Below are 22,000 nucleotides of genomic sequence, written 5' to 3' on the forward strand. Positions count from 1 at the left end.
CGGCGTGTCTTTGGGGCGCCTTTCCGGCTAGGAAAGGCGCGTTGGATTCCAGGCCCAGTTCAGGCCCTCTGCGTCTGGCCAGCGCCAGGCGATGGCGGCCAGGTAGTTGCCGGTCTCGGTGGCGTTCACGGTTGTACGGGCGGGGCCATATCCATCAGCCTTGCGACCGCCACGACTTGACTTGCGGCTGCGGGCCAATCTGACCAGACCGGACAGGGTCAGCACCAGAAATTCGCCTTCGCCCTTGAGCGGGATCGTCTCGATGGGGTTCCATCCGTCAGAGAGGGCGGAGCCCTGCATTGCGAAGGGGTCGCGGCGGCGTGGGATATCGTGCTTCAATTGGATTCTTTCTTCAGCGCAGCAAACTCGCACGTGTTGCTGGTCTGCTCTTTAACAAATGACATAGGCGGGGTCACGGGGGAAAATCGGGTCACATTGTCCACGCGGGTAAACATTGCGATTGCCATATATTGCAACTGCCATCTATTGTTCCCTGACGCAACGCGATTCTGGGGGAGTGGGCTTTGCACGACGCTTTGATACCAATCGAAGATGTAGATGATTTCATCATCCTGCGGGCGCGTGCATTCACCAGCAAGATCCGGCGGGCGGTGATGCGCGATGTCTTGCAAGATGAGGATCTGGCGCTTCTTGAATGGCAACTGCTGTTTTCGATCGCGCGTTTCGGTACCTGCCATCTGGCCTACATTACGCAGCACACCTCGCTGGATCCTGCCCATGGCAGCCGGGCTGCGACTGCTTTGGAAAAGGCGGGGCTGATCGAGCGGCATGATGATCCGGATAACCGGCGTCGCAAGCTGATATCGTTGACGCCACAGGGGATCACCACGGTTGAACGTGTCTGGCCGCGTGCGCAAAGGTTGATCAGATCGGTGACCGATACGCTGGACGCGACTGATTTTAATGAGCTCAAGCGTCTTTTTGATCTGCTGAATGCGGCTGCCACGCGGATCGGTGAAGGCGGCGCGCTGGGCGATGAGCAAAAGCAACAAGAGGTATCGAGAACGAAAGTATCTGCCCGGGCCTGAATGCGCAGGACGTGCCATCAGGACAAGGCAAACAGACAAAAGGACCGGTTTTTATCAGGGAGGATAAGATGAAACCAATGAAAATGATGGTGGCTGCCGCCGCCGCAATTACACTGGCCACCGGCGCGCATGCGCAGGCCAATCTCACGGCAGAGACTGCCAGTCCCGGTGGGGCGGTGCACCTGTCACCGGCGCACCTGACCGAGATTGCCGGCACGAAGGGTATTGCCAATATTCAGCTGGCAGACGGTCAGACGCTGACCAACTCAATCCAGAACGTCGCCGAAGGCAAAACCGATATCGCAGGCACACCCTACATCTTGCCCTTTCTGATGAGCCGGGGCGTGGGGCCATATGGCTCTCTTGGGGCCGAGAAAGGGGCCGAACTGGCCGGCAACCTGCGGGCCATCACGCCCGTGACATTGGGGATCTTCTTTCTGTTTGCGTATGACGCCAAGGGCATCGGGGGCTGGGATGATATCGAAGGCCGCACGATCTACAACGGTCCGCCGCGGGGCGGGGCGCTGACCAATGCGCGCAGCATGATCCAGATCATCACGGGCCTGAAAGACGGCGAAGGCTACACCGGTATCCAGACCAACTGGGGCCAGTCGGGCGCATTGATCGCCAGCGGAGAGCCTGACGCAATCGTGCTGCCCGAACTTTTTCCCGGCAGCCGTCTGACCACCGCAGCGGCCGCGGGCAAAATGACCGGCTGGTCCATGCCCAAGGAGATCTACGAAGGTGAGGCCATGCAGAAATACATGGTCGCCCCCGGCAGCGCGCCCTTTACGATGAATGTCGATGAACTGAGCGAAACCATGGGCGACGACTGGAGCTTTGTGTCCGAAGACGACACGTTCCGGGCCTTTGCCACCATCGGCGGCAATGTGGTGCACAAGGATATGGACGACACGTTGGTCTATGATCTGGTGTCGGCCTATGTCGCGACCATGGACGATCTCAAGGCAAAAGCGCCCTTTGGCAACAGCGTCGGGTTCGACGCACCGATGCAGGGCATGTGCGGCGCGAATCCGGTCAAGTATCACCCCGCAGCGGCCCGTGCTTGGCGCGACGCAGGTTATGAGGTTGATGACTGTGCTGTGGCCGACGGCTAAGCCGAACTGACAATCGGAAGCCGCCGCCCCTGCGGCGGCTTCCCACCCAAGACGCCTTTCACAGCAGGTAAGCAATGTCCGAGACGCCGGAACTCTCACCGACGGAGACCGTCTTTCCCAACCATGCCGTTTATGCTCTTGCCCTGATCTTTGTCATCATGGGGGTGGTTAACAGCACCCCGGTGATCCCGGGGTGGGACACGTTGTGGCAGGGTATCACGGGGATTGAAAAGCTAAAGACCCGCGCCTTTGCGACCGAATGGTTTTACCCGATCGTCTTTTTCCTGATGATGCTGATTGTGGCACTCAAACACTCGATGTGGCGCGACTGGCGGGGCACGGCACGTGCGCCGCTTGGGGCCTTTATGGACATCGCGCTGGTCGTGGCGGCGGCGGCGATCTCATTGACCTATCTGGTCGAGATCGACAGCGTTTGCCTGATTGATAGCCTCAACGGGGAACGCGCGCGGATCATGGCCCAGACACTGGCCGCCGAGATCGAGTTTGCCGAGACCATGGGTCTGCCCGTGCCCGATACGGTCGAGGACCCCAAGTGTGTGAACACCACGGGCGTCTGGCTTGTGGCAATCATGGGCATCTCGATGCTGGTATTCCTGGGCTACAATATCAAGGTCTGGGGTCTGCCACTGGTTGCTGTGGCGCTGGGTATCGCGCTTTATACAATCGTGACCGTTCTGGTGTGGTACTTCCATGGGCCGGACGACGTGAACAAATATCTCATGACCAAGTTGGGGGGCGAGCCGCGCACCTTCCTTGATGGTGTTCCCAACGTGCATGACGCGCTGGTCAACACCGCCTCAGGCATTCTGGGACGGTTCATGAACGTGATCATGAATGTGGTCTTTCCCTATATCATTCTGGGCGCACTTTTCGGCAAATCTGCCGGGGGGGCGACGCTGATCAAGCTGGCGTTCCGCTGGACGCGCCGCCTGCGGGGAGGGCCTGCCCACGCGGCCATCGTCAGCTCAGCGATGTTTGGCACGATCACGGGCGGGCCGGTGGTCAATGTCCTGTCCACCGGGGTGCTGACCATCCCGATGATGATCAAAAGGGGCTTTTCGCGCGTATTCGCTGGCGGGATGGAGGCGGCGGCGTCGTCTGGCGGCTCTATCATGCCGCCTGTCATGGGGGTCGCGGCCTTTATTCTCGCAGCAATGACGGGCGTGCCGTATCGCGATGTGATCATCGCGGCAACGCTACCTGCCATCGCCTATTTCCTCTGCCTGTTTCTGAGCGCGTCGTTTCAGTCGCGCAAACAGGGGATTGAGGCTTTTGGCGCGCTGACAGAGGATATGCATGTCACCCGCGAAGACCTCTTGCATCTGTGTCAGATCTTCCTGCCGATCCTGCTGATCCTGTTTTTGCTTCTGACGCCCAAGGATATGGTGGGGTGCGGTCCGATTGGCTGGATCCTGGGGGCGGATGCGGCGATGCAGGGGGACCGATGTGTGGTGACATCGTTGCCCTGGGTGTTGCAGATTTTCCAGAACGCGGCAGGTGACGCGGGGGCGACCGGCTGGTGGGCTGCGCTGTTGGTTGTCGTGCTGATGTTTCTCGACAAGGACTTTCGCGCCAGACCACGCAAGCTGCTGGACGCCCTTTCAGAGGCCGGGATCACGATTGCGACGCTTTATCTGATGCTGCTAGCCGTGACCGTGATCGACGTCTGTCTGAACTTTACAGGGCTGTCGCGGTTCGTGGCGATTGATGTGCTGCGTTTCCTGCTGTCGTTTGATCTGGGCGGTGGCGGCTCTGCCTTTTTTCAGTTCATTGCCCTTGCCATCACGATGCTGTTGGCGGTGCTGCTGGGGATGGGGATGCCTGCGGTCCCAGCGTATCTGAACGTGGCACTGTTGATGGGGCCGCTGCTGATCGGGCTGGGGATCGCCAATTTCACAGCGCATATGTTCATCTTCTACTTTGCCATCGCAAGCGCCATCACACCGCCAGTGGCGTTGGCAGCCTTTGCGGCGTCTACCATCACCAAGGCTGAACCCATGGCGACAGGTTTCAGTGCGGTGCGCTCGGGGATTGTGATGTTCGTCATCCCGTTCATCTTCGCGTTTTATCCTGAGATCCTGCTGGTTGATCAGGCACTGATCGACCCTTCTAGTCCGTCACGTGCCCCGCTGCCGGGATATGAAAATGGGGTTTCGGTCGTCGGGCTGATGTGGTTGCTGATGCGGCTGATCTTAGCGCTTTACCTTGTTGCAAGTGCGCTGGCGGCCTTTGATGCGGCGCGGCTGACAGTGATATGGATAGCGGTGCGTCTGGCAACCGCTGTCGCGCTGATGATGCAGCCAGAGATGATCCAACTGAGCGCGCTTGCCTTCGCCGTGGGGCTGTTGGCGCTTCACCATTTGGGCGCGCGTCGCGCACAGATGGTATAGCGCGTGGCAAAGTTTGTTCTTGTTTACGGTGCATGGTGCTTTGCGCAACATAGCCGACCCCTTCGCTGCCGCTTACGCGGAGCACCAGAGCCCGCCCGGGCCGGACCCACGAAACAATCCCGACACTGCATGATGCTATGTTCGAGGATACCGAAGTGCTGGCCCATATGCTGACTGGCGATGCCGTCTCATTGAACAAACATCAGACACCCGGAGCACTCCCGTGAGCAAACGCCCGAACTTCCTCTTTTTCATCACCGATCAACAGCGCGCTGACTGGCTGGGCTGTTACGGGCACCCGGTGCTCAAGACGCCCAACATCGATGCCATTGCGGGGCAGGGCACCCGGTTTGAGAACTTCCACACGGCATCGCCCGTCTGCATGCCCAACCGTGCCTCGTTGCTGACGGGGCGTTACCCTACGCTTCATGGTCTGCGCTACAATGGCTGCGTGCTGCCTGAGACGGCCAATACCTTTGTCGATGTGCTGGCCGGAGCGGGGTATCACACGGCGGCTATTGGGAAGAGCCATTTGCAACCGTTCACCGGCATGGCGCCCATGGGCAAGACCATGGACCAGATTGCAGACATGTCCGAAGCCTGGAAGCTGGAACGGCCCGTGGACTATGAAGAAGAGCCAGCGCAATACACGCAAGACGACCGGTACGCGATCAAAACGCCCTATTATGGCTATCAGCACGTGGACATGGTCACATCACACGGGGACCGTTGTGGCGGGCATTATCACCAGTGGTTTCGGCAAGCGGCCCCCAACTGGAAGGCGCTGCATGATCCTGCCAATCAACTGCCGCACACGTATTCATGCCCGCAGGCCTACCGCACACCTATCCCGGAGGATCTATATCCCACTGCCTATGTGCGGGACCGGGCCATCGATTATCTGACATCGCGTGAAGACGAGGACGCGCCTTTCTTTGCCTTTGTCAGTTTTCCTGATCCGCACCATCCCTTCAATCCGCCGGGCAAATACTGGGACATGTATAGTCCTGAGGATTTCGAGGTGGCCTTGCCTTACGAGGCGCATCAGAATCCGACGCCGCCGATGCAGTGGCTGCGCAAGAACTGGGAAGAGGGCGGTGGCCAGACCACGCCGCAGACCGCAATGATGCTTGATGACCACCAGATCAAGGAAGCAATGGCGCTGACAGCGGGCATGATGGCCTTTGTCGATGATGCCGTTGGCGATGTGATGGCCGCGTTGGAAAGCAGCGGCCAGCGGGACAACACCGTGGTCTGCTACAATGCGGATCATGGGGATTACATGGGCGATTTCAATATGATGCTGAAAGGCGCCTTGCCTTTTAACGGGATCACGCGGGTGCCATTTATCTGGTCGGACCCTGAGACAGCGGGCGGCGACACCAGTGATGCCTTATGTTCAACGGTTGATCTGTCGGCAACGATCCTCGATCGGGCGGGCCTGGCACCGTTCAATGGCAATCAGGGCCAAAGCTTTCTGCAGGCCACCCGCGGCGGTGAGGGGCCGCGCAGTGAGGCGCTGATTGAATACAATGACGGGGGTAACCGGCTGGGGTTCGAGAGCCCCGCGCGGGTGCGGTCGCTGATCACGGATCGCTGGAGGTACACCGTCTACCGAGATCAGGACTGGGGCGAGCTTTACGACCTCAAGGAAGACCCGCGAGAGACACATAACCTGTGGCAGAGTGCCGATCACGGACACATCCGCGCCCATCTGTCAGAGCGGTTGACGCACCATCTTATTGCGCAGATGGACGACAGCCCTCAGGCGGATCGCATTGCCTGAAATCAAGGCTCGTCCGGGATGGGTTTAGGCGGGCCTGCCTGTGCTTCGGCCGCCTGCTGGGCAGCGCCTGCGACAGCGGCGCGTTCCTCGGGGGTCATATCTTCGACATTGGCCACTTCGACCTTCACGTTGCGCTCTGCCATGCGGATGCCGTTGGCCTCGAAGGCGTCACGCACCAGCATATACGCATCCCGGCGTACCAGCCATTGTTCACCAGGTTTGGTCATGAATTTGACCGCGACAACCATGTTGAATTCTTCCATTCGGCGCACGCCCTGCGACTTGAGCGTCTGAATGATGCCGTCCCCGTAAAATTCGTTCGCCTTGAGCTGCTCACCCACCTTCTTGACCAGCTTTTTGACCAGCTTGAGGTCGGTATCGAACGGCACGCGGAATTCCAGCTTCATGATCACCCAGTCGCGCGAATGATTGGTCAGGTGGCGTAACTCTCCATACGGAAGGGTGTGAATCGCACCCCGATGGTGGCGCAGCTGAAGAGACCGGATCGAGATCCGTTCGACCGTGCCGCGCAGCTGATCGATCTCGACGTATTCGCCTACGCGGAAGGCGTCGTCGATCAGGAAGAAAATGCCTGATACGACGTCTTTGACCAGTGATTGCGCGCCAAAGCCAATGGCGATGCCAACCACGCCCGCGCCGGCCAGAATGGGGGCGATGTTCACGCCCATCGATGACAGGATCGACATCGTCACCATCGCCAGAAGCGTCACCATCAGCGTCACGCGCAGCAGGGGCAGAAGCGTCGCCATGCGCGCCTCGGGTCCCGGGGCGGTGCCGGGTTCGGGTGGCACATAGGCGTCCATGCGCCGGTCGATGGCAGACCGCGCCCAGACCCAGATCAGATCGGCAATCAGCAACGCAACTGCGCTGTCGATCAACACGCGCACCAAGCGACCTGAGAATGTCGGCGCGGCGGCGCGTTCAAACAGGCGTAGATCCCAGATCAGGGCAAGGGCGATGCCCACCGCAAAGATCGAGATGAAGCGGACGATCCGCTGGGCCAGCGGACGATAGCTTTCGTAGGGATGCTGGGGCGGCGACTGCGGAAGGTCATCGCCATATTCGGATAGGTCTGCGTCGGTTTCGGCATCGTCAGGGATGCTGTCATCCGCCGGTTCCAGCGCCATGGCCTCTGCCTTGGCGCGATCAAACGCACCATCCACCCAATCACGCAGCAGAACCAGACCTGGCACCAATAGCCCCAGCAGAACGATGGTCCACATCAGTGCTGGCCGATCCAGGACCAGTGCAAGGTAGGCAAGCGTCAAAACGACCAGCAGATCGACCCGCCACAATCGCGCCCGCCGCGTCATCGTCTGGCCATTCATCGCGGCAACGCGCCTGAAGCTGTAAAAGAGGACCGCATAGGAGGCAACAAGACACACCGTCGCCAACGCCACAGAAAAGGCCAACGCGTGTACGCTTTGCATGGTCAGACGGGCGTAGATGTCGGAAAGGGAAGCAGACAGCACATAGAGGCCAGTCAGCCCCAGCACCGTTAAGCTGAGATGTCGGGCCAGCCGGTTCCCAAAGGGCAAAAGCCGCAGTTCTTGGACATTGGGTGCCAGAAACAACACCAGCAGCGTTCTGATGGCGCGGACCGTAAAGATGACGACCAGCAGATTGAGCACCAGCGTTTCCAGCATCGGCGGCCAGCTGAAGGCGGCAAAGGCACCGATACTGCCCAGGGCAAAGATTGCCAGCCCGCCAACCGTGATGAGGGCTCTCAGCGCCCCGGCGGTAACGCGCTGACGCACGGTGGTGACGGGGTTCAGTTCGACCCGCAGTTTCAGCGGATTAGTGTACTGACGGTAGAGCCATTCAAGTCCCGCGCCGACAAAGAGGAAAATCATTACAAAAGTCAGGCCGCGCAGTTGCTGCGGCGGGGACAGGGCTGCGCGCCATCGGTCTGCAAACACCTTGCCGATCTGCGGCAAGGCCCGCCAGGCTGCGGCCAGTTCGACCAGCCGGCCCCGGGTTTCGTCAACCGCGCGCACCAGGTCCTCGCGCAGGTCGGGGGGCTGGGATCTGTCCACGACCTCTGCCGTGTTGGCCTGATCCGCGATCCACTTCTGGATGCGAGGATCGGCCAGCAGACGGGTGAATTCATGCAGATCGTTTGCCGATGGGGCGGGCGTCGGTGCGGGCGCCTCTTGCGCGGCCATTGACCCTGCGATCAGTGAAGCGACCAGCGCGCCGATTGCCAACAAGCCGAGCCTCATGCCGATGCCTTTATGGGACGTTCAATCGCCCCTTCTGTGCCGTGTTCAAAGGTGTAGTCTGGCGGAAAGAGCGGTGCCACCTCGATCGTGCCCGACTGATGCAGTGGCAGTTGGCAGGCCAGCCGGATGCCCGGCTCAGCGGTTGTCCGGTCTAGCGTGGCCTGCTCCAATGGGCTGATGGGGGGGAGATCCACGTCAGAGCTGAGCACCCGCACCGCGCAGGTTCCGCACCTTCCCCGGCCTGAACACAGGCTCGCATGGCTTTGATTTTCCGCGCGAAACGCGTCCAGCATGGACTGTCCCGTCTGCACCGTAATCCGGCCAATACCGAGGGTTTCGATATCGACTTGTCCGGGCCGTGCCAGCCAACTTCGCAGCGCACGCGCCAGCAATACCAGTGCGGCAAGCGCAACCGACCCCCACAGCACACCAAAAGTGATTTGCTGAATCCGGGCGTAGGGCACCACATCGGGTAACGTGCCGTCCAGATTTGGCACTTGTTCGTAAACCGGCTCCAGACCCTCGGCCAGAACGATCCGCCCGGCCTGCGTATATCCCAGCAAGGCAATCACCGGCACCGCGACCGCGATCGGATAGAGCCACGGCAGCACATTGACCATCCCCGGACGCGCGCGCAGGGCAATGAAGAAACCCGCGCACCCATGGACCCAGACAACCGAAATCAGCATGACCTGAACCAGCCCGATACCCGGATTGGTTAGCCAGAACAGACGGTTGAGCGTTTCGTAGTCGACGACAACCCCCGACAGCTTGAGCATGCTGACGCCCACCGCATGGATCGCCAGCAGCGGGATCACAAAAAGCCCGGACAGAGCCTGCACAAGGTCCTGCGATGTGCCCGTCAGGCTGGGGCGACAATAGGTTGCCCAAAGTCCGAGTACATAGTGGATCAGCAGCATCAACAGCAGCAGATTACCCGTGACCGGCCCGGTCCAGACCCCCGAGAGATAGGGACGCGCGGCATCCATCGCATCAATCGATATGAGGCCAAGCGACAGGTTGAGAAGGTGCATCGTCACATAGGCGAGCAGATAAAGCCCTGAAATTGCGCGCAATTGTCGGATCAATTGGGCGCGGGATCGGGCAGGAGAGGAGGAAGTCAAAAGGCCGCGCCCTTCGTGGAATTGCTGTGCTGTTGCAAGCTTAGGTCAGTCGCCCCCACCGCCGCAATGCTCTTGGTCAAATGGGTGTGTCTTATGGGGCTCATCGACACGCGTTGATAGGTGGATGATGGTGCCCCCACACGGACTCGAACCGCGGACCTACTGATTACAAATCAGTTGCTCTACCAGCTGAGCTATAGGGGCCGACGCCTGATCGGCGTGCGCGTTCATTAGTGGATGATTTGCACCATTGCAAGAGGTCGGAACAGACCGGATTGCAAAAACTTCGCAGGGCATGGGCGCGCTGCATCAAGTGGGCGGCAGATGGGAAATGCCAGGCGCAAAATCTGATCCGGAAGCAGCGCAATCATCGGTCAAAAGCCCCCAAAGGGTCATGGCAAAGCCTTACATTGCGCGCGATTTCCGGTTTTACACGTCAAAAGGATCGGGATAGTCACGTCACGCAACTGACGCTGCTGGGAAGGGCAACCATGCAATTGGTATTGCAGACAGGCGCGCATTACACGGAACAGGATCGGCTGATCCAAACGTTGCTGCGCAACGCAGAAGGGTTTGCTCAGCGCGGCGTCGCCGTGCCGGCACCCGAGAGATATCGCGGTCTGATCCGCGACACTCTGAATGCGATGCACCGCGAGCCTGCGGCCCCAGATGCGCGGGATGTTCTGCTTGATGCCATACTGGAGCAGGGCCAGCCGGAACGCGTATTACTGTCCGACCCGAACTTTTTTCGCACGGCGGGCACTGCGGTGCAAAAGGGTGTTCTCTACCCCGCCGCCCCGCAACGCATGGCTTACATGGCGCAGCTTTTTCCGGAAGATGCGCTTGAGATGTACCTTATCATCCGCAATCCCGCCGCCCTGTTGCCAATCTTTCACAGTGTCGCGCAGGATCCCGAAGACGCGGCATTCTGGGGCGGGCGGAACCCGCAGGACCTGCGGTGGTCCGAAACTGTCGCCAGTATCCGGAGCGCCGCGCCTGAAATGCCCATTACCGTGTGTTGCAACGAGGATCTGCCACTGACATGGGCGCAGCTGATCCGCGACATGGCTGGTCTGGGACCGCATGAAAAGCTGGTCGGCGGGTTTGATCTGTTGCACACCATCATGTCCTCAGAGGGCATGCAGAGGTTTCGCGCCTATCTGGGCAACCAAACCCAGATCTCCGAAGAGCAGAGACGCCGCGTGATCGTCGCGTTTCTGGACAAGTTCGCGCTGGAGGACGAGATCGAAGAAGAACTCGATATGCCCGGCTGGACTGAGGATACCGTCGATTATCTGACAGAGATCTATGATCAGGACGTTGAAGTGATCAAGGGCATTCCAGGTGTGACCGTACTGGCCCCCTGAGAGCCTTTTTGCGTGTCGCATTTCAGGCGTTCCGTCAGGCATCTGGGCGGTTCAGGATCAGGCAAAGCGCAGGTCGATATGGCCGAAGGGGCCAAAATCAGCCTCGAATGTGCTGCCGGACGGGGCTTCGAGTGGGCGAATAAAGGACCCGGAGAGCACGATATCCCCAGCCGAAAGGCCAGAGCCGTATTGTGCAAGCCGCTGACACAACCAGACGAGTCCTGTGGGCGGGTCATTCAGCACGCCAGCGCCAAGGCCGGTCTCTTCGACAATACCGTCACGCTTGACGATTGCACCCGTCCAGCGCAGATCAAAGGCCTCGGGGGCGTGCTTGTCTGCGCCTAGCACCACGCCGGCGTTGGCGGCGTTGTCGGAAATTGTATCCGTGATTACGCGGGTTTGGCCGGTTTCGGGGTCGGCGCGCAGGATGCGGGTGTCGAGAATTTCAAGCGACGGGGCGACGTATTCGGTGGCGGCAAGCACGTCGTCGCGAGTGATGGTGTTGCCAGAAAGGTCAGATTTCAGAATAAAGGCAATTTCGGCCTCGATCCGGGGTTGGATGAAGCGTCCCGCCGGAACGGTGTCCCCTGAGTGGAACAACATGTCGGACAAAAGCACGCCGGAATCCGGAGTCGTGATGTTGAGGGCCTGCTGCATCGCGCGGGAGGTGAGACCGATTTTCCAGCCGATCTGGGCGAGGCCCGTCGCACGTTTGGCAGCGACAAACGCGTCTTGAACCGCATAGGCGTGATCCAGTGTCATGCCGGGGTTGGCACGGCTGATCAGGCCGCACTGAACGCCGGTTTGTTCTGCATTTAAAAGAGCTTGTGCGGCGGTGTTGATCTGTTCGGGGGTCATTCGTCACGCACCCCGTTGATCAGGGTGCCGATGCCCTGCGCGATCACTTTGATCTCGTCGCCGGGCTTAAGGAACCGCGGCGGATCAAAGCGGGCGCCGGCACCTGTGGGTGTCCCGGTGACTATGATGTCGCCGGGAACCAGCGTGGTGAAGGTCGAGATATAGGCGATCTGGCGGGCGATGGGAAAAAGCATGCGGGAGGTGCGGTCTTGTTGTCGCAGTTCTCCGTTTACTTCGGTTGTTAGTTCAATATCAGTGAGTTGTGTGTCGCTCTTAAACGGGATCAACCAAGGCCCCATGGCGCCGGATCCGTCCCAGTTCTTGCCTTGGGTGACGTTGAATTTGGCGTGGCGGACCCAGTCGCGGATGGTCCCTTCGTTGCACAAGGTCAGGCCTGCGATATGGCTCAGCGCGCTGTCTTGGGGGATGCGGCGTCCGCCGGTGCCGACGACAATGGCGATTTCGCCCTCGTAGTCGAGTTTTTCGGATTCAGGGGGGCGGGTCAGGGGGTGCCCGTGTCCCACGAAAGATCGGGGGAAACGGGGGAAGAGGGACATGTTGGGCGGCGCGTCCTGCCCGTCCTTGTACTCGGCGTTTCGGTCGGGAAAGTTGACGCCGACACAGATGATCTTCTCAGGGTTCGGGACCGGAATTTCATAGGAAAATCCACGTCGGTATAACGTCGGTATTTCGTCGGTATCGGGTATGTGCGATAGCGCCCCTGCGGCGATCACGTCGCGCAGGGTCGGCCACTGGGGGTGCATCGCGCCCAAATCATGGAAACCTTCATCCGTAATGTGGCCCCAGGCAGTGCGCCCTTCGATGCTGACGGTCGCGAACTTCATGACTGGGCCTTCCAGATTTCGGTGATGACATCCGCGGCCATCATCACGTCGTCGCGGGTGCAATCGAACTGGCCGACGCTGAAGCGGATCATCTTGCGGCCTTGATACATGCCTTGCGTGAGATAAATGCGGCCGTCGTTGTTGAGCGCGTCAACAAGACGTTGTTGGGCGGCGTCGTCGCCCGGCACGCGGAAAGAGAAGAGGCTGAGCATGGGCTCTGTGACGATCTCGATATGGTCTTGGGCGCGCAGGATGTCGCAAAGCGCATGGGCCCAGGCCACGTGGTTGCGGATGCGGTCGCGCAACCCTTCCAACCCGTAGGCGCGCATCAGGAACCAAAGCTTGAGGGCGCGGAAGCGGCGGCCAAGCGGAATGGTCCATTCGGAATAGTTGGTGACGGCCTGACCGGAGGTTTTGAGGTATTCCGGTTCAATCTTCAGGGTATTCAGCTGCTGGGATGGGTCGCGGAGAAACTGCACAGAGCAATCGAATTGCGCGCCCAGCCATTTGTGGGGGTTGAAGACGATGCTGTCGAAATCACCCGCACCGTGCCAGAACGGATCGCGGAATTCGGGGCAGATCATCGCGGAGCCTGCCCAGGCAGCATCGAGATGGGCGTAAAGGTCGTGAGTTTTGGCCACCTCGATGACGGCGCTGAGGTCATCGCAGGCGCCGATGCTGGTGCCGCCGGTGATGGCGATGATGCCTGCGGGCGTGTGGCCTGCGTCAATGTCGGATGTGACCGCGGCGGTCAATGCGGCGGTGTCCATGGCGTGGTGGGGGCCTTGGGTGGGGATTTTGACCAGATTTTCCTGACCGATGCCCGCGACCCAGCAAGCGCGGTCAATGGAAGAGTGGACTTCCTCAGAGCAGTAGATGCGCAGGCGGCCCATGGCGCTGAGGCCCTCGCGATTGCCGCGCCATCCGGTGGCGCGTTCGCGCATGGTGAGCACGGCAGAGAGCGTGGCGGACGACGCGCTGTCCTGAATGCATCCCGATGTGCCGTCGGGCAGCCCCAGAGCCTGGCGCAGCCAGTCGACCATCACGCCTTCCATTTCGGTCGCGGCGGGGGAAGTTTGCCAGAGCATGCATTGCGCGGCCACCGTGGTGGTCAGCATGTCGGCCAGCATGGACGGGGGGGCGGCATTCGATGGGAAGTAGGCGAAGAAACGCGGGTGCTGCCAGTGGGTGATCCCCGGCATCACGATGCGCTCGAAATCGGCCATGATGGTGTCCATCGCATCGGCGGTCTCTGGCGGGGTGCTGGAGAGCAGGGCGGCGATGTCGCCCGGTTTGGTCTGGGCGCGGACGGGCAGATCGCGGATGCCCTTGTGGTAGTCCGCAGCCCATTGGGAGATTTTGGCTCCCCAGTCGGAGAAGTCGTCCCAGTTCATGGTTTTGCTCCTTTCGGACCGCTGGCGCGGTCCGATCGCGTTGGGGGACCAGCCCCCCAAACCCCCCGGGATACTTCTGGCCAGAAGATGCAGGGGTACGGCTGTGGGGTGGGGGTGTGTAGGATCATGGGGCGACGATGGGTTGGGCTTTGAGATCGCTTTCGGCGAGGGTTGCACCGTTGAACGCAGAGCCTTCTTCGAACCATGTGCGCGGGGCTGGTGCGCCCCAGAGGGTCTGGCGCTGGGGATCCTTGAGATCCCATTTGATGGGTTCGTGATCGGGGTCGATGGTCTGGTAGTCCGAGCAATAGATTTCGGTGCGGTGGCCGTCGCGGTCGCGGATATACAGGAAGAAGGCGTTGGAGATGCCGTGGCGGCCGGGGCCGCGTTCGATGTTTTCGACGTAGCCTGTGGTGCTCATCAGATCCAGCAGGTCGATGATATTGAGCGGTGTTGGCACCCAGAAAGCGACGTGATGCAGGCGCGGGCCAGTGCCATTGGTGAAGGCGATGTCGTGCACGCCGCCTTTGCGGTGCATCCAGGCGGCCCAGGAGCGTCCGGTTTCTTCGTCTGCTGTGTATTCAGTGACGCGAAAGCCCATGTCGGAGTAGAACTGCACCGCGCCGTCGACATCCGGCGCGAAGAGGTTGAAGTGGTCGATCCGGAGTGGCTTGACCCCACGGTAGAGGGTGTAGTGCTGCATGATCGAGGGCAGGCGGTCCATCTCGCGATAGAATTCCAGCGGGGTGCCCCAGGGATCGCGGGTTTGCAGGACGCGGCCCATGAAGGGGCGCTCTATCCATGCCGTGGGGAGGTCGCGGGATCTGAACCAGCTTTCCGCCTTGTCGAGTTGTTCTTCGTCCCAGACTTTGAATCCCAGCACGCCGACGTCGCCCGTGTCCGCCTGTTTCAGGATCACACAGTGGTGGCCGCGTTCTTCCATGGCGCGCAGGTAGATGTGGGCCTTGTCCTCGTGGGTGATTTGCAGGCCGAGGGTGTCGACATAGTAAGCCCGGGCCCATTGCAGATCGGTGACCCGCAATTCGACGTGGGAAAGCCGCACGATGTTGAAGGGCGGGTAGAGGTTGGGTTGCGGTATCGGCATCAGCCCATCCCCAGTTGGGTAATTTTGTGGGTCCCCATAGCGAAGGCGATATTCCTGGTTTCCATGTAGAAGTCAAAGCTCCAATGACCGCCGTCACGGCCGATGCCTGAGGCTTTGACGCCGCCAAAGGGGGTTGGCAGGTGGCGGACGTTTTCGGAGTTGACCCAGATCATGCCAGCCTCCATCGCGTTTGAAAAGCGCAGGGCGCGGGTGAGGTCATTTGTCCAGAGGTATCCGGCAAGGCCGTAGGCAACATTGTTGGCGATGTTGAGCGCGTCGGCTTCGTCGTCAAAGGGGATGACCGTCAAGACGGGGCCGAAGATTTCCTCCTGCGCGATGCGCATATCGAGTGTGGCATCCGTGAAGAGGGTGGGCTGAACATAGCAGCCGGGGCCTTCGGGGGCGGAGCCGCCTGCGGCGATGGTGGCGCCTTCGTCTGCGGCGACCTTGAAGTAGCTGGTGACCTTGTCGAGGTGGGTTTTGTGAATGAGCGGGCCGATTTCAGTTTTGGGGTCGAGGGGGTGGCCCACGCGGATGTTGTTGACCCGTTCGACCAGTTTTTGCTGGAAGTCTGTCGCGATGGATTGCTGGACCAGCAGGCGGGACGACGAGGTGCAACGTTCGCCGTTGAGTGAGTAGATCATGAAAACAGCGGCGTCCAATGCGCGGTCCAGATCTGCGTCTTCGAAGACCACGACCGGGTTCTTGCCGCCAAGTTCAAAATGGGTGCGTTTGAGGGTGTCGGCACCCTGTTTCATGATCGCGGAGCCGGTTTTGCTTTCGCCGACAAAGGCAATGGCCTTGATGTCGGGGTGTTCGGTCAGGGCGCGGCCTGCGTCTTCGCCCATGCCGTTGACGAGGTTCAGGACACCGTCGGGCAGGCCCGCGTCATGGCAGATCTCGGCCAACAGGCGGGCGGTGAGCGGGGAAAACTCGGCAGGCTTGTGGACCACGGTGCAGCCTGCGGCCAGTGCCGGGGCGATCTTCCATGTGGAAAGCATGAAGGGCGTGTTCCACGGCGTGATCACACCCACCGGGCCCATAGGCACGCGGGAGGTGACGTTCATGTGCATGTGTGTGGGCAGCGATTGGCCATCGCGGGCGGCGGGGGCCATGTCAGCAAAGAAGCGGAAGTTTTCGGCGCCACGCAGGGCGGCCTTGGACATGAACTTGAAGGCTTGTCCTGTGTCCCAGCATTCGCAAAGTGCGATTTCCTCAGCGCGTTCGACAATCAGGTCAGCGATTTTGTGCAGCAGTTTCTTGCGCGCCGCACCCGGCATGGCGGCCCAGGCGGGGAAGGCGGCCTTGGCGGCCTGGGCTGCGGCGTCGATGTCTTGCGCGCCGGAACGGGCGACATCGGCGATATGGCTATCATCGACGGGCGATGTCGTGGCAAAGGTCTTGCCCGATTGGGCGGGGACCGACGTGCCGCCAATCAGGTTTTCGATGCCGCCCTGGCGACGCGCGAGCACACGCGCGAGCTTTGACTTGTTGGTTTCAAGATCGCTCATGACGGGGCTCCTGCGATGTAGCGGCGGATTGAGCTGGTTTTTGGCGATAGCGCGGGGTCGATGTCGCGCATTTCAAGCGACAACATGAAAGAGGAATTGGCAAGGACGTCCGCGCAAAATTCTTCGGCGGCGGCAAAGATCAGGGCGGTGGCCTTTTCCTTGTCATCCTGCGCACGGCCTGCGCGCAGGCGGATCGACAGATCAAGGTAGGCGTGGTCCGGGTTGCCATCGGCCATCACCACGTGATCGGCGCGCAGCGCACGTATGCGGATGCCTGCCAGCGGGAAAAGGCCAGTGTCGATCGCGGCAAGGCGCACGGTTTCGCAGAACGCGGCAATATCCATACGCTCTTCAAGATTGGGGGAATAGTCGATATGAAAATGGGGCATATGTCGTTTCTGAATGAATTTACTTGTCTTGTTAAGTAATATCGATGCGATTGTCAAGGATGGATTAAAGTATGAGCCTGCGCCGCACGGATCGTTCGTTGCCCATTGCGCTGTTGCGTGCCCGAGAAACGGTGATGGCACCGGTGCGGGTCATGTTGTCCAATAGCGGGATATCAGAACAAAAGTGGCGCGTCATCCGGGTGCTGGATGAAAGCGGGCCGATGGAGCAGACCGCGCTTGCGCATGCGGCGTGTCTGTTGTTGCCCAGCCTCACGCGGATGTTGCGATCGATGGAGGAAGAAGGATTGCTGACCCGGACTGTGGGCACAGATGACAAGCGCAAGTCCATCGTCAGTATCACAGAGGCGGGTCGCAAGGTGCTGCGGGATCATGCGGGCGCCAGTGCGGCGATTGCCGCGGATCTGGAAGCGCGGTTCGGGGCGGAGAGGTTGGAAGAGCTTTTGGATTTGCTTGAAGCATTGACCGATCAGGAGACGTAGAGACGGAATTTTTCAAAATTCCGACCCGCATTTTTTTGAAAAAATGCGACGCCGTCAGAGCGGCCACCACACCACATCTGCCGCAGCGATGCTGGTGCCGTTCCAGGTAACGGTGTCAGGGCTGTAGTTGAAAGCGAAGCGGTGCGTCGCCGTATCGCGCAAGCGCAGGCCGTCCGGCAGGTCTTCCAACGTCAAATCAAGGCCCAGCAGATCGATCACCCGGTCCCACAGCGCGGCATCCGGCCAGCCTGCCAGATAGTGCAGGCCATCCTTGCCCACCATGAGTGGTGCCCCGTCTGCCATCTCAAGCGCCGTTTCGGCATCCCCTTCAAGCGTTTCGTGCCAATGAAGTACCGCACCGCCACCTGTCACAGGGCGCGCGGTGCCGGGGGGCAGGCTTTCGACGCAGGAGACAGTAGTCTTCAGGCCGGGCAGGTTCGGGCCCATTGGCATGGGAATGCTCAGCTCGTCCGTGATCAAATTGGCACGCGGACCCAGCAAGCATGTAGTTTGGCCGATTGCGGCCCGCAGGGGGTCGGGCAGGGTGCCAAGGCCGGGGGCGAGCACAAGCTTGTAGGCACTCAGGTCGGAGGTCTCTGCGGGCAGAATATCTACCGACAGGCCGCGACGGCGCAGGGCGCGGTAGGCGTCAAAAATCAGGCGAAAATAGTCGAAATCTGCGCCTTGGGGCAGGACATTCCACGCCCAAGACGACGGGTAATCAAAGATCAGGGCGACGGGTGCGGCAGCGATGCCGACGTCCGGCATGTCGCGCAGTTCTGCGGCCACGGCAGCGGCTTCTGCTGTGCCGGGGGCGGGCGCGTCATCCGGGCGTTTGAGGCCTGCGTGCATCTGTTCTTGCGCAAACGGGGCCTGCCGCCACCGGAAATAGCTGACGATTTCGGCACCGTGGGCAAACGCCTCCCACGTCCACAGGCGGACCATGCCCGGCAGAGGTGCAGGATTATAGGGGGCCCAGTTTACCGGACCGGGTTGCTGTTCCATCACCCACCAGCGGCCCGCGTTCATGGCGCGGTAAAGGTCATGGTGAAAGGCCTGCATGTCCGGATCGCCCTGGCGCAGGTAGCGGGCCTTGTATTCGGGGCTGGCTTCGAGCCGGTCAGAGAGAAAGCCAATTGGGTAGCTGTCCCAAGAGGCGATATCGAGGTCGCGGGCGACAGCGAAATGATCGAACTCCAGCACCCGGCCCATGTAGTTGTGGATCAGCGGTTTGTCGGTGTGTTTGCGCAGGGCGGCGGCCTGCGCGGCGTTCCATTGCACCACCTGATCAGAGGCGAAGCGGCGAAAAGCCAGTTCGTGGCTGGGGTTAGGCTGCGTTACGGTGAGGTTGGGCAGGTCGATATCATTGAAATCGCTGTATTCCATCGACCAGAACACGTTGCCCCATGCGCGGTTCAAAGCATCCGGGCTTTGATACTTCTGGGCCAGCCAGTTGCGAAAGGCGTCTTTGGCCGCAGCCGAATAGCTCAGAACCGTGTCGTGGCAGCCGTATTCATTGTCAATCTGCCAGGCGGCGACATGCGGGTTCTTGCCATAGCGCTCTGCCAGGCGCGCAGCCATTGCGGCAGCAGCGTCGCGGTATCCGTCGTGGCTGTGGCAGTAGTGGCGGCGGGAGCCAAAGGTGCGCGGATGGCCCGTAGCGTCGACCGCCAGCATGTCCGGGAAACGGTCCAGCATCCAGCGGGGCGGGGTGGCGGACGGGGTGCCGAGGATGACCCGCAGGCCCGCACCGCCCAGCGTTTCTATGGCGCGGTCGAGCCAGTCAAAATCAAACTGGCCCGGGTCAGGTTCAAGCCGCGACCAGGCGAATTCGCCGATGCGGACCCATGAGAGGCCAACAGAGACCATCTCTGCCGCATCGCGTGCCCACATCTCTTCGGGCCAGTGTTCGGGGTAGTAGCAGACCCCGAGGGCGCGCTTCACAGGATCACCTGAGGTTCGGGCAGGCCTTGCGCCACGTTCAGGGCGACATGGGTGCGGCCATTGCCGGGATGGCGTGCAAGGTTTTCGGCGGCGATCCCTTCGGTGGCCGAGGTCACATAAAGATCGCGCAGGTCGGGTCCGCCGAACGCGGGGCATGTGACCTGCAGGGCGGGCACGGAGATGTCGCGCAAGTGCGTGCGGTCAGGGGCAAAGCACGAGACGCAGGCACCACCCCAACGGGCGAGCCAGAGATTGCCATCGGTGTCGGTGACAGCCCCGTCGGGTGCGCCGTCCTCATCGCGCAGGTCGATGAATACCGTCGGGGGGCCGTCGGGCCAGCCGTTTTCCTGTTCAAGCGGTTGTCGCATCACAATGCCAAGCTCCACCCCGGTGTAGTAGGCGCAAGAGCGGTCGGGCGCAAAACAGATGGCGTTGGGAATGTCGGCTGTGGGGATCAGCTGACGCAGATCGCCCCTGTAGTAGCGGTAGAATGCGCCGGCGCCGGTTTCTGCTGCCTTGCCCATGGTGCCGATCCAGAAGCCGCCCCATGGGTCAGCGCGCCCATCGTTGGAGCGGGTGACGGGTTTGTCGGCCTCCAGCGCTATCACGTGGTCGCGGGTGCCGGTGGTCAGATCAAAGCGCCAGAGCGCCGTTTCCGAGGCGATCAGCAGGGTGGTTTCATCGACCCAGCCTGCCGCTGAATAATGTTCGTCGAACTGCCATTCGCGCGGACCCGCGTCAGTCAGGCCAAACATCTTTTTCTCTACGATGTCAAACCAGTAGAGTGTGTTGTTCAATGGATGCCAGAGGGGACCTTCGCCCAGTGTGCAGATGCGGTGGTCGTAAAGTTTCATCCTGCAGCCTCCTTGTAGGCGGCCACGATGTCACGGGCGCGCTGGGCGACGTCTTCGCCGCTGAGGCCGGGTTTGTAGAGGGCAGAGCCGATGCCAAAACCATCCGCGCTGGCGGCGATCCAGTCGCCGAAATTGTCGGGGCCAGCGCCACCGACGGCGTAGACCTTAGTACCCTTTGGCAGGATGGCACGCATAGCAGCAAGTCCTGCCGGGCCTGCCATGGTTCCGGGGAATAGCTTGAGGCCGTCGGCCCCGGCGTCAAGGGCCATGAAGGCTTCGGTGGGGCTGAAGATGCCCGGCCAGCTTTGCAGGCCGCGATCTTTGGTGTGTCTGATCACTGCCGGATTGCAGTTGGGCGAGACGATGAGCTGGCCGCCTGCGTCGGCCACGGCGTCAACCTCATCCACGGTCAGGACGGTGCCTGCGCCTACAAGGGCCGCGCCGCCAAAGGCGTTCGCCATCAGGGTGATGCTTTGCAGCGGATCGGGGGAGTTCAGGGGCACTTCGATGGTGGAAAAACCCGCGTTGACCAACGTGCCGCCGATATCGAGGACGTCGTCAGGTGTAATGCCGCGCAGGATGGCGATGAGGGGAAGGCTCATGAAGGATCCTTGAGGCTGCGGTAGGCGGCGGTGAGGCCTGCCAGCGTCATGCGTTCGGCGTCGGCCACGGTGGCAGGGACGCCCTGTGCGGCCAATGCTGCGGCGTAGTGTTGCGACTGGGTGACCCCACCGATCAGGGCAATCTGGCGGCCAAGCCAGTAAGGTCGGGCGGCAGCAAGCTCCGCGCCGATCAGCAGGCCTGACAGCCGCGCGCGGGATGTGGCGGGGGAGATACCTGCCAGCAAATCGCTGGCACGGATACCAAAGAGAGCGGCGGCAAGCTTTTCAGGGCGGGAAAGTGCGTCGGCGACGGCAGTCTCAAAGGCTGCAGCGTCCCAATCGTTGGTCGCGACAGAGTGGCGCAGCACAGATTGGTCGCAGAGCAGCGCATACATCTCGCCGCTCATGTAGGTTTGGAAGCTGATCACCTCGCCGGCGCTGACTTCGGCCCATTTGGTATGGGTGCCGGGCAGGCAAAGGATACCGTCCCAGCCGGGGTTAAGGGCGAGGAAACCCGCGATCTGGGTTTCTTCGCCGCGCATCACATCGGCGGGGCTGTCTTGTTTGAGGCCCGCGATGATGTGAACGGGGTTGGTGCCGCAGGTGGTTTCGGCAAAGCTGTCGCCAAGCGGAGGTGTCGGGACTGTGCGATAGGGGGCCTCGACCCAGCCTTGCCTTGAGCCGACCATGCCGCAGGCGATGATGGGCGTGCCGTCTGGCGTATTCCAGTCGGCAATGAGGTTTTGCAGCGCGGGCCCAAAGCCGTCGCGGCTGAGCGTGCCCATGCCATCGTTCGATTGCGCCCTGACCTCGACCGATCCGCCCTGCATGCCCCAGACGCGCAGGTTGGAGGTGCCCCAGTCAACGGCAATCCAGGTGATATGCGGTGATGGTGCCATG

General features: G+C 61.0%; 19 protein-coding genes and 1 tRNA gene. 6 read left to right on the forward strand and 14 right to left on the reverse strand.

Annotated features, from left to right (window positions below):
- Window positions 1-27 precede the first annotated feature (27 nt).
- Entirely contained in the window at window positions 28-339 is a 312-nt protein-coding gene (locus H9Q16_RS02770) for a hypothetical protein (protein ID WP_191073834.1), read from the reverse strand.
- A gap of 197 nt (window positions 340-536) precedes the next feature.
- Between H9Q16_RS02770 and H9Q16_RS02775 the strand changes: the two genes are divergently transcribed.
- The 4 genes from H9Q16_RS02775 (at window position 537) to H9Q16_RS02790 (ending at window position 6,364) form a co-directional block, all read left to right on the forward strand.
- Entirely contained in the window at window positions 537-1,049 is a 513-nt protein-coding gene (locus H9Q16_RS02775; protein ID WP_216859282.1) for a MarR family winged helix-turn-helix transcriptional regulator, read from the forward strand.
- Window positions 1,050-1,117: 68 nt separating this feature from the next.
- Complete coding sequence (locus H9Q16_RS02780; RefSeq protein WP_246455447.1) at window positions 1,118-2,167, forward strand: TAXI family TRAP transporter solute-binding subunit; 1,050 nt, start codon at window positions 1,118-1,120, stop codon at window positions 2,165-2,167.
- 74 nt (window positions 2,168-2,241) lie between these two features.
- Complete coding sequence (locus H9Q16_RS02785) at window positions 2,242-4,578, forward strand: TRAP transporter permease (RefSeq protein WP_191073836.1); 2,337 nt, start codon at window positions 2,242-2,244, stop codon at window positions 4,576-4,578.
- A gap of 223 nt (window positions 4,579-4,801) precedes the next feature.
- Window positions 4,802-6,364 carry a sulfatase-like hydrolase/transferase gene (locus tag H9Q16_RS02790; protein ID WP_191073837.1) on the forward strand — a complete coding sequence of 521 codons (1,563 nt, stop codon included), beginning with the start codon at window positions 4,802-4,804 and terminating at the stop codon, window positions 6,362-6,364.
- Window positions 6,365-6,366: 2 nt separating this feature from the next.
- On the opposite strand, the gene H9Q16_RS02795 is transcribed toward H9Q16_RS02790, so the two are convergent.
- From H9Q16_RS02795 to H9Q16_RS02805, 3 genes are all read right to left on the reverse strand, one after another.
- The gene (locus tag H9Q16_RS02795; RefSeq protein WP_191073838.1) at window positions 6,367-8,607 is read right to left on the reverse strand and encodes a mechanosensitive ion channel family protein; all 2,241 of its coding nucleotides are present in this window, start codon (window positions 8,605-8,607) and stop codon (window positions 6,367-6,369) included.
- Window positions 8,604-9,695: a 2Fe-2S iron-sulfur cluster-binding protein gene (locus tag H9Q16_RS02800; RefSeq protein ID WP_191073839.1), complete on the reverse strand. Its 1,092-nt coding sequence runs from the start codon at window positions 9,693-9,695 to the stop codon at window positions 8,604-8,606. Before H9Q16_RS02800 ends, H9Q16_RS02795 begins: the two co-directional genes overlap by 4 nt.
- Window positions 9,696-9,859: 164 nt before the next feature.
- Window positions 9,860-9,935: transfer RNA gene (locus H9Q16_RS02805), tRNA-Thr, on the reverse strand.
- 287 nt (window positions 9,936-10,222) lie between these two features.
- On the opposite strand from H9Q16_RS02805, the gene H9Q16_RS02810 reads away from it, so the two are divergent.
- The gene (locus H9Q16_RS02810) at window positions 10,223-11,098 is read left to right on the forward strand and encodes a hypothetical protein (RefSeq protein ID WP_191073840.1); all 876 of its coding nucleotides are present in this window, start codon (window positions 10,223-10,225) and stop codon (window positions 11,096-11,098) included.
- A 57-nt stretch (window positions 11,099-11,155) separates the two neighbouring features.
- Here the strand turns inward: H9Q16_RS02810 and hpaH are convergent, their stop codons facing one another.
- From hpaH to H9Q16_RS02840, 6 genes are all read right to left on the reverse strand, one after another.
- Window positions 11,156-11,956, reverse strand: coding sequence for a 2-oxo-hept-4-ene-1,7-dioate hydratase (gene hpaH, locus H9Q16_RS02815; RefSeq protein WP_191073841.1), 801 nt, complete (start codon window positions 11,954-11,956; stop codon window positions 11,156-11,158).
- On the reverse strand, window positions 11,953-12,801 hold the full coding sequence (locus H9Q16_RS02820; RefSeq protein ID WP_191073842.1) for a fumarylacetoacetate hydrolase family protein: 849 nt from the start codon (window positions 12,799-12,801) through the stop codon (window positions 11,953-11,955). The genes hpaH and H9Q16_RS02820 overlap by 4 nt, the downstream gene beginning before the upstream one ends.
- Entirely contained in the window at window positions 12,798-14,195 is a 1,398-nt protein-coding gene (locus tag H9Q16_RS02825; RefSeq protein WP_191073843.1) for a pyridoxal phosphate-dependent decarboxylase family protein, read from the reverse strand. The genes H9Q16_RS02820 and H9Q16_RS02825 overlap by 4 nt, the downstream gene beginning before the upstream one ends.
- A gap of 124 nt (window positions 14,196-14,319) precedes the next feature.
- A complete protein-coding gene (hpaD, locus tag H9Q16_RS02830) occupies window positions 14,320-15,300 on the reverse strand; it encodes a 3,4-dihydroxyphenylacetate 2,3-dioxygenase (protein ID WP_191073844.1) in 981 nt (326 codons plus the stop codon).
- Entirely contained in the window at window positions 15,300-16,811 is a 1,512-nt protein-coding gene (gene hpaE, locus H9Q16_RS02835; protein WP_191073845.1) for a 5-carboxymethyl-2-hydroxymuconate semialdehyde dehydrogenase, read from the reverse strand. Before hpaE ends, hpaD begins: the two co-directional genes overlap by 1 nt.
- Window positions 16,808-17,200: a 5-carboxymethyl-2-hydroxymuconate isomerase gene (locus tag H9Q16_RS02840; protein ID WP_191073846.1), complete on the reverse strand. Its 393-nt coding sequence runs from the start codon at window positions 17,198-17,200 to the stop codon at window positions 16,808-16,810. Before H9Q16_RS02840 ends, hpaE begins: the two co-directional genes overlap by 4 nt.
- A 71-nt stretch (window positions 17,201-17,271) precedes the next feature.
- Between H9Q16_RS02840 and hpaR the strand changes: the two genes are divergently transcribed.
- Window positions 17,272-17,700 carry a homoprotocatechuate degradation operon regulator HpaR gene (gene hpaR, locus H9Q16_RS02845; RefSeq protein ID WP_191073847.1) on the forward strand — a complete coding sequence of 143 codons (429 nt, stop codon included), beginning with the start codon at window positions 17,272-17,274 and terminating at the stop codon, window positions 17,698-17,700.
- 54 nt (window positions 17,701-17,754) lie between these two features.
- On the opposite strand, the gene H9Q16_RS02850 is transcribed toward hpaR, so the two are convergent.
- The 4 genes from H9Q16_RS02850 to H9Q16_RS02865 are packed head-to-tail and all read right to left on the reverse strand — an operon-like array spanning window position 17,755 to window position 21,999.
- A complete protein-coding gene (locus H9Q16_RS02850; RefSeq protein WP_191073848.1) occupies window positions 17,755-19,644 on the reverse strand; it encodes a beta-galactosidase in 1,890 nt (629 codons plus the stop codon).
- A complete protein-coding gene (locus tag H9Q16_RS02855) occupies window positions 19,641-20,498 on the reverse strand; it encodes an SMP-30/gluconolactonase/LRE family protein (RefSeq protein ID WP_191073849.1) in 858 nt (285 codons plus the stop codon). Before H9Q16_RS02855 ends, H9Q16_RS02850 begins: the two co-directional genes overlap by 4 nt.
- Window positions 20,495-21,100 carry a 2-dehydro-3-deoxy-6-phosphogalactonate aldolase gene (locus H9Q16_RS02860; protein WP_191073850.1) on the reverse strand — a complete coding sequence of 202 codons (606 nt, stop codon included), beginning with the start codon at window positions 21,098-21,100 and terminating at the stop codon, window positions 20,495-20,497. Before H9Q16_RS02860 ends, H9Q16_RS02855 begins: the two co-directional genes overlap by 4 nt.
- Window positions 21,097-21,999, reverse strand: a complete 903-nt coding sequence (locus tag H9Q16_RS02865) for a 2-dehydro-3-deoxygalactonokinase (protein WP_191073851.1) — start codon at window positions 21,997-21,999, stop codon at window positions 21,097-21,099. Before H9Q16_RS02865 ends, H9Q16_RS02860 begins: the two co-directional genes overlap by 4 nt.
- Window position 22,000: the final 1 nt, after the last annotated feature.

It is taken from the genome of Sulfitobacter aestuariivivens (genome assembly GCF_014763045.1).
GTDB lineage: Bacteria > Pseudomonadota > Alphaproteobacteria > Rhodobacterales > Rhodobacteraceae > Sulfitobacter > Sulfitobacter aestuariivivens.

Coding starts and splice junctions, on each gene's coding strand:
- H9Q16_RS02780 (WP_246455447.1), top strand. CDS start 1,118: ATGAAACCAATGAAAATGATGGTGGCTGCCGCCGCCGCAATTACACTG.
- H9Q16_RS02785 (WP_191073836.1), top strand. CDS start 2,242: ATGTCCGAGACGCCGGAACTCTCACCGACGGAGACCGTCTTTCCCAAC.
- H9Q16_RS02795 (WP_191073838.1), bottom strand. CDS start 8,607: ATGAGGCTCGGCTTGTTGGCAATCGGCGCGCTGGTCGCTTCACTGATC.
- H9Q16_RS02810 (WP_191073840.1), top strand. CDS start 10,223: ATGCAATTGGTATTGCAGACAGGCGCGCATTACACGGAACAGGATCGG.
- hpaH (WP_191073841.1), bottom strand. CDS start 11,956: ATGACCCCCGAACAGATCAACACCGCCGCACAAGCTCTTTTAAATGCA.
- H9Q16_RS02820 (WP_191073842.1), bottom strand. CDS start 12,801: ATGAAGTTCGCGACCGTCAGCATCGAAGGGCGCACTGCCTGGGGCCAC.
- H9Q16_RS02825 (WP_191073843.1), bottom strand. CDS start 14,195: ATGAACTGGGACGACTTCTCCGACTGGGGAGCCAAAATCTCCCAATGG.
- hpaD (WP_191073844.1), bottom strand. CDS start 15,300: ATGCCGATACCGCAACCCAACCTCTACCCGCCCTTCAACATCGTGCGG.
- hpaE (WP_191073845.1), bottom strand. CDS start 16,811: ATGAGCGATCTTGAAACCAACAAGTCAAAGCTCGCGCGTGTGCTCGCG.
- H9Q16_RS02840 (WP_191073846.1), bottom strand. CDS start 17,200: ATGCCCCATTTTCATATCGACTATTCCCCCAATCTTGAAGAGCGTATG.
- hpaR (WP_191073847.1), top strand. CDS start 17,272: ATGAGCCTGCGCCGCACGGATCGTTCGTTGCCCATTGCGCTGTTGCGT.
- H9Q16_RS02855 (WP_191073849.1), bottom strand. CDS start 20,498: ATGAAACTTTACGACCACCGCATCTGCACACTGGGCGAAGGTCCCCTC.
- H9Q16_RS02860 (WP_191073850.1), bottom strand. CDS start 21,100: ATGAGCCTTCCCCTCATCGCCATCCTGCGCGGCATTACACCTGACGAC.
- H9Q16_RS02865 (WP_191073851.1), bottom strand. CDS start 21,999: ATGGCACCATCACCGCATATCACCTGGATTGCCGTTGACTGGGGCACC.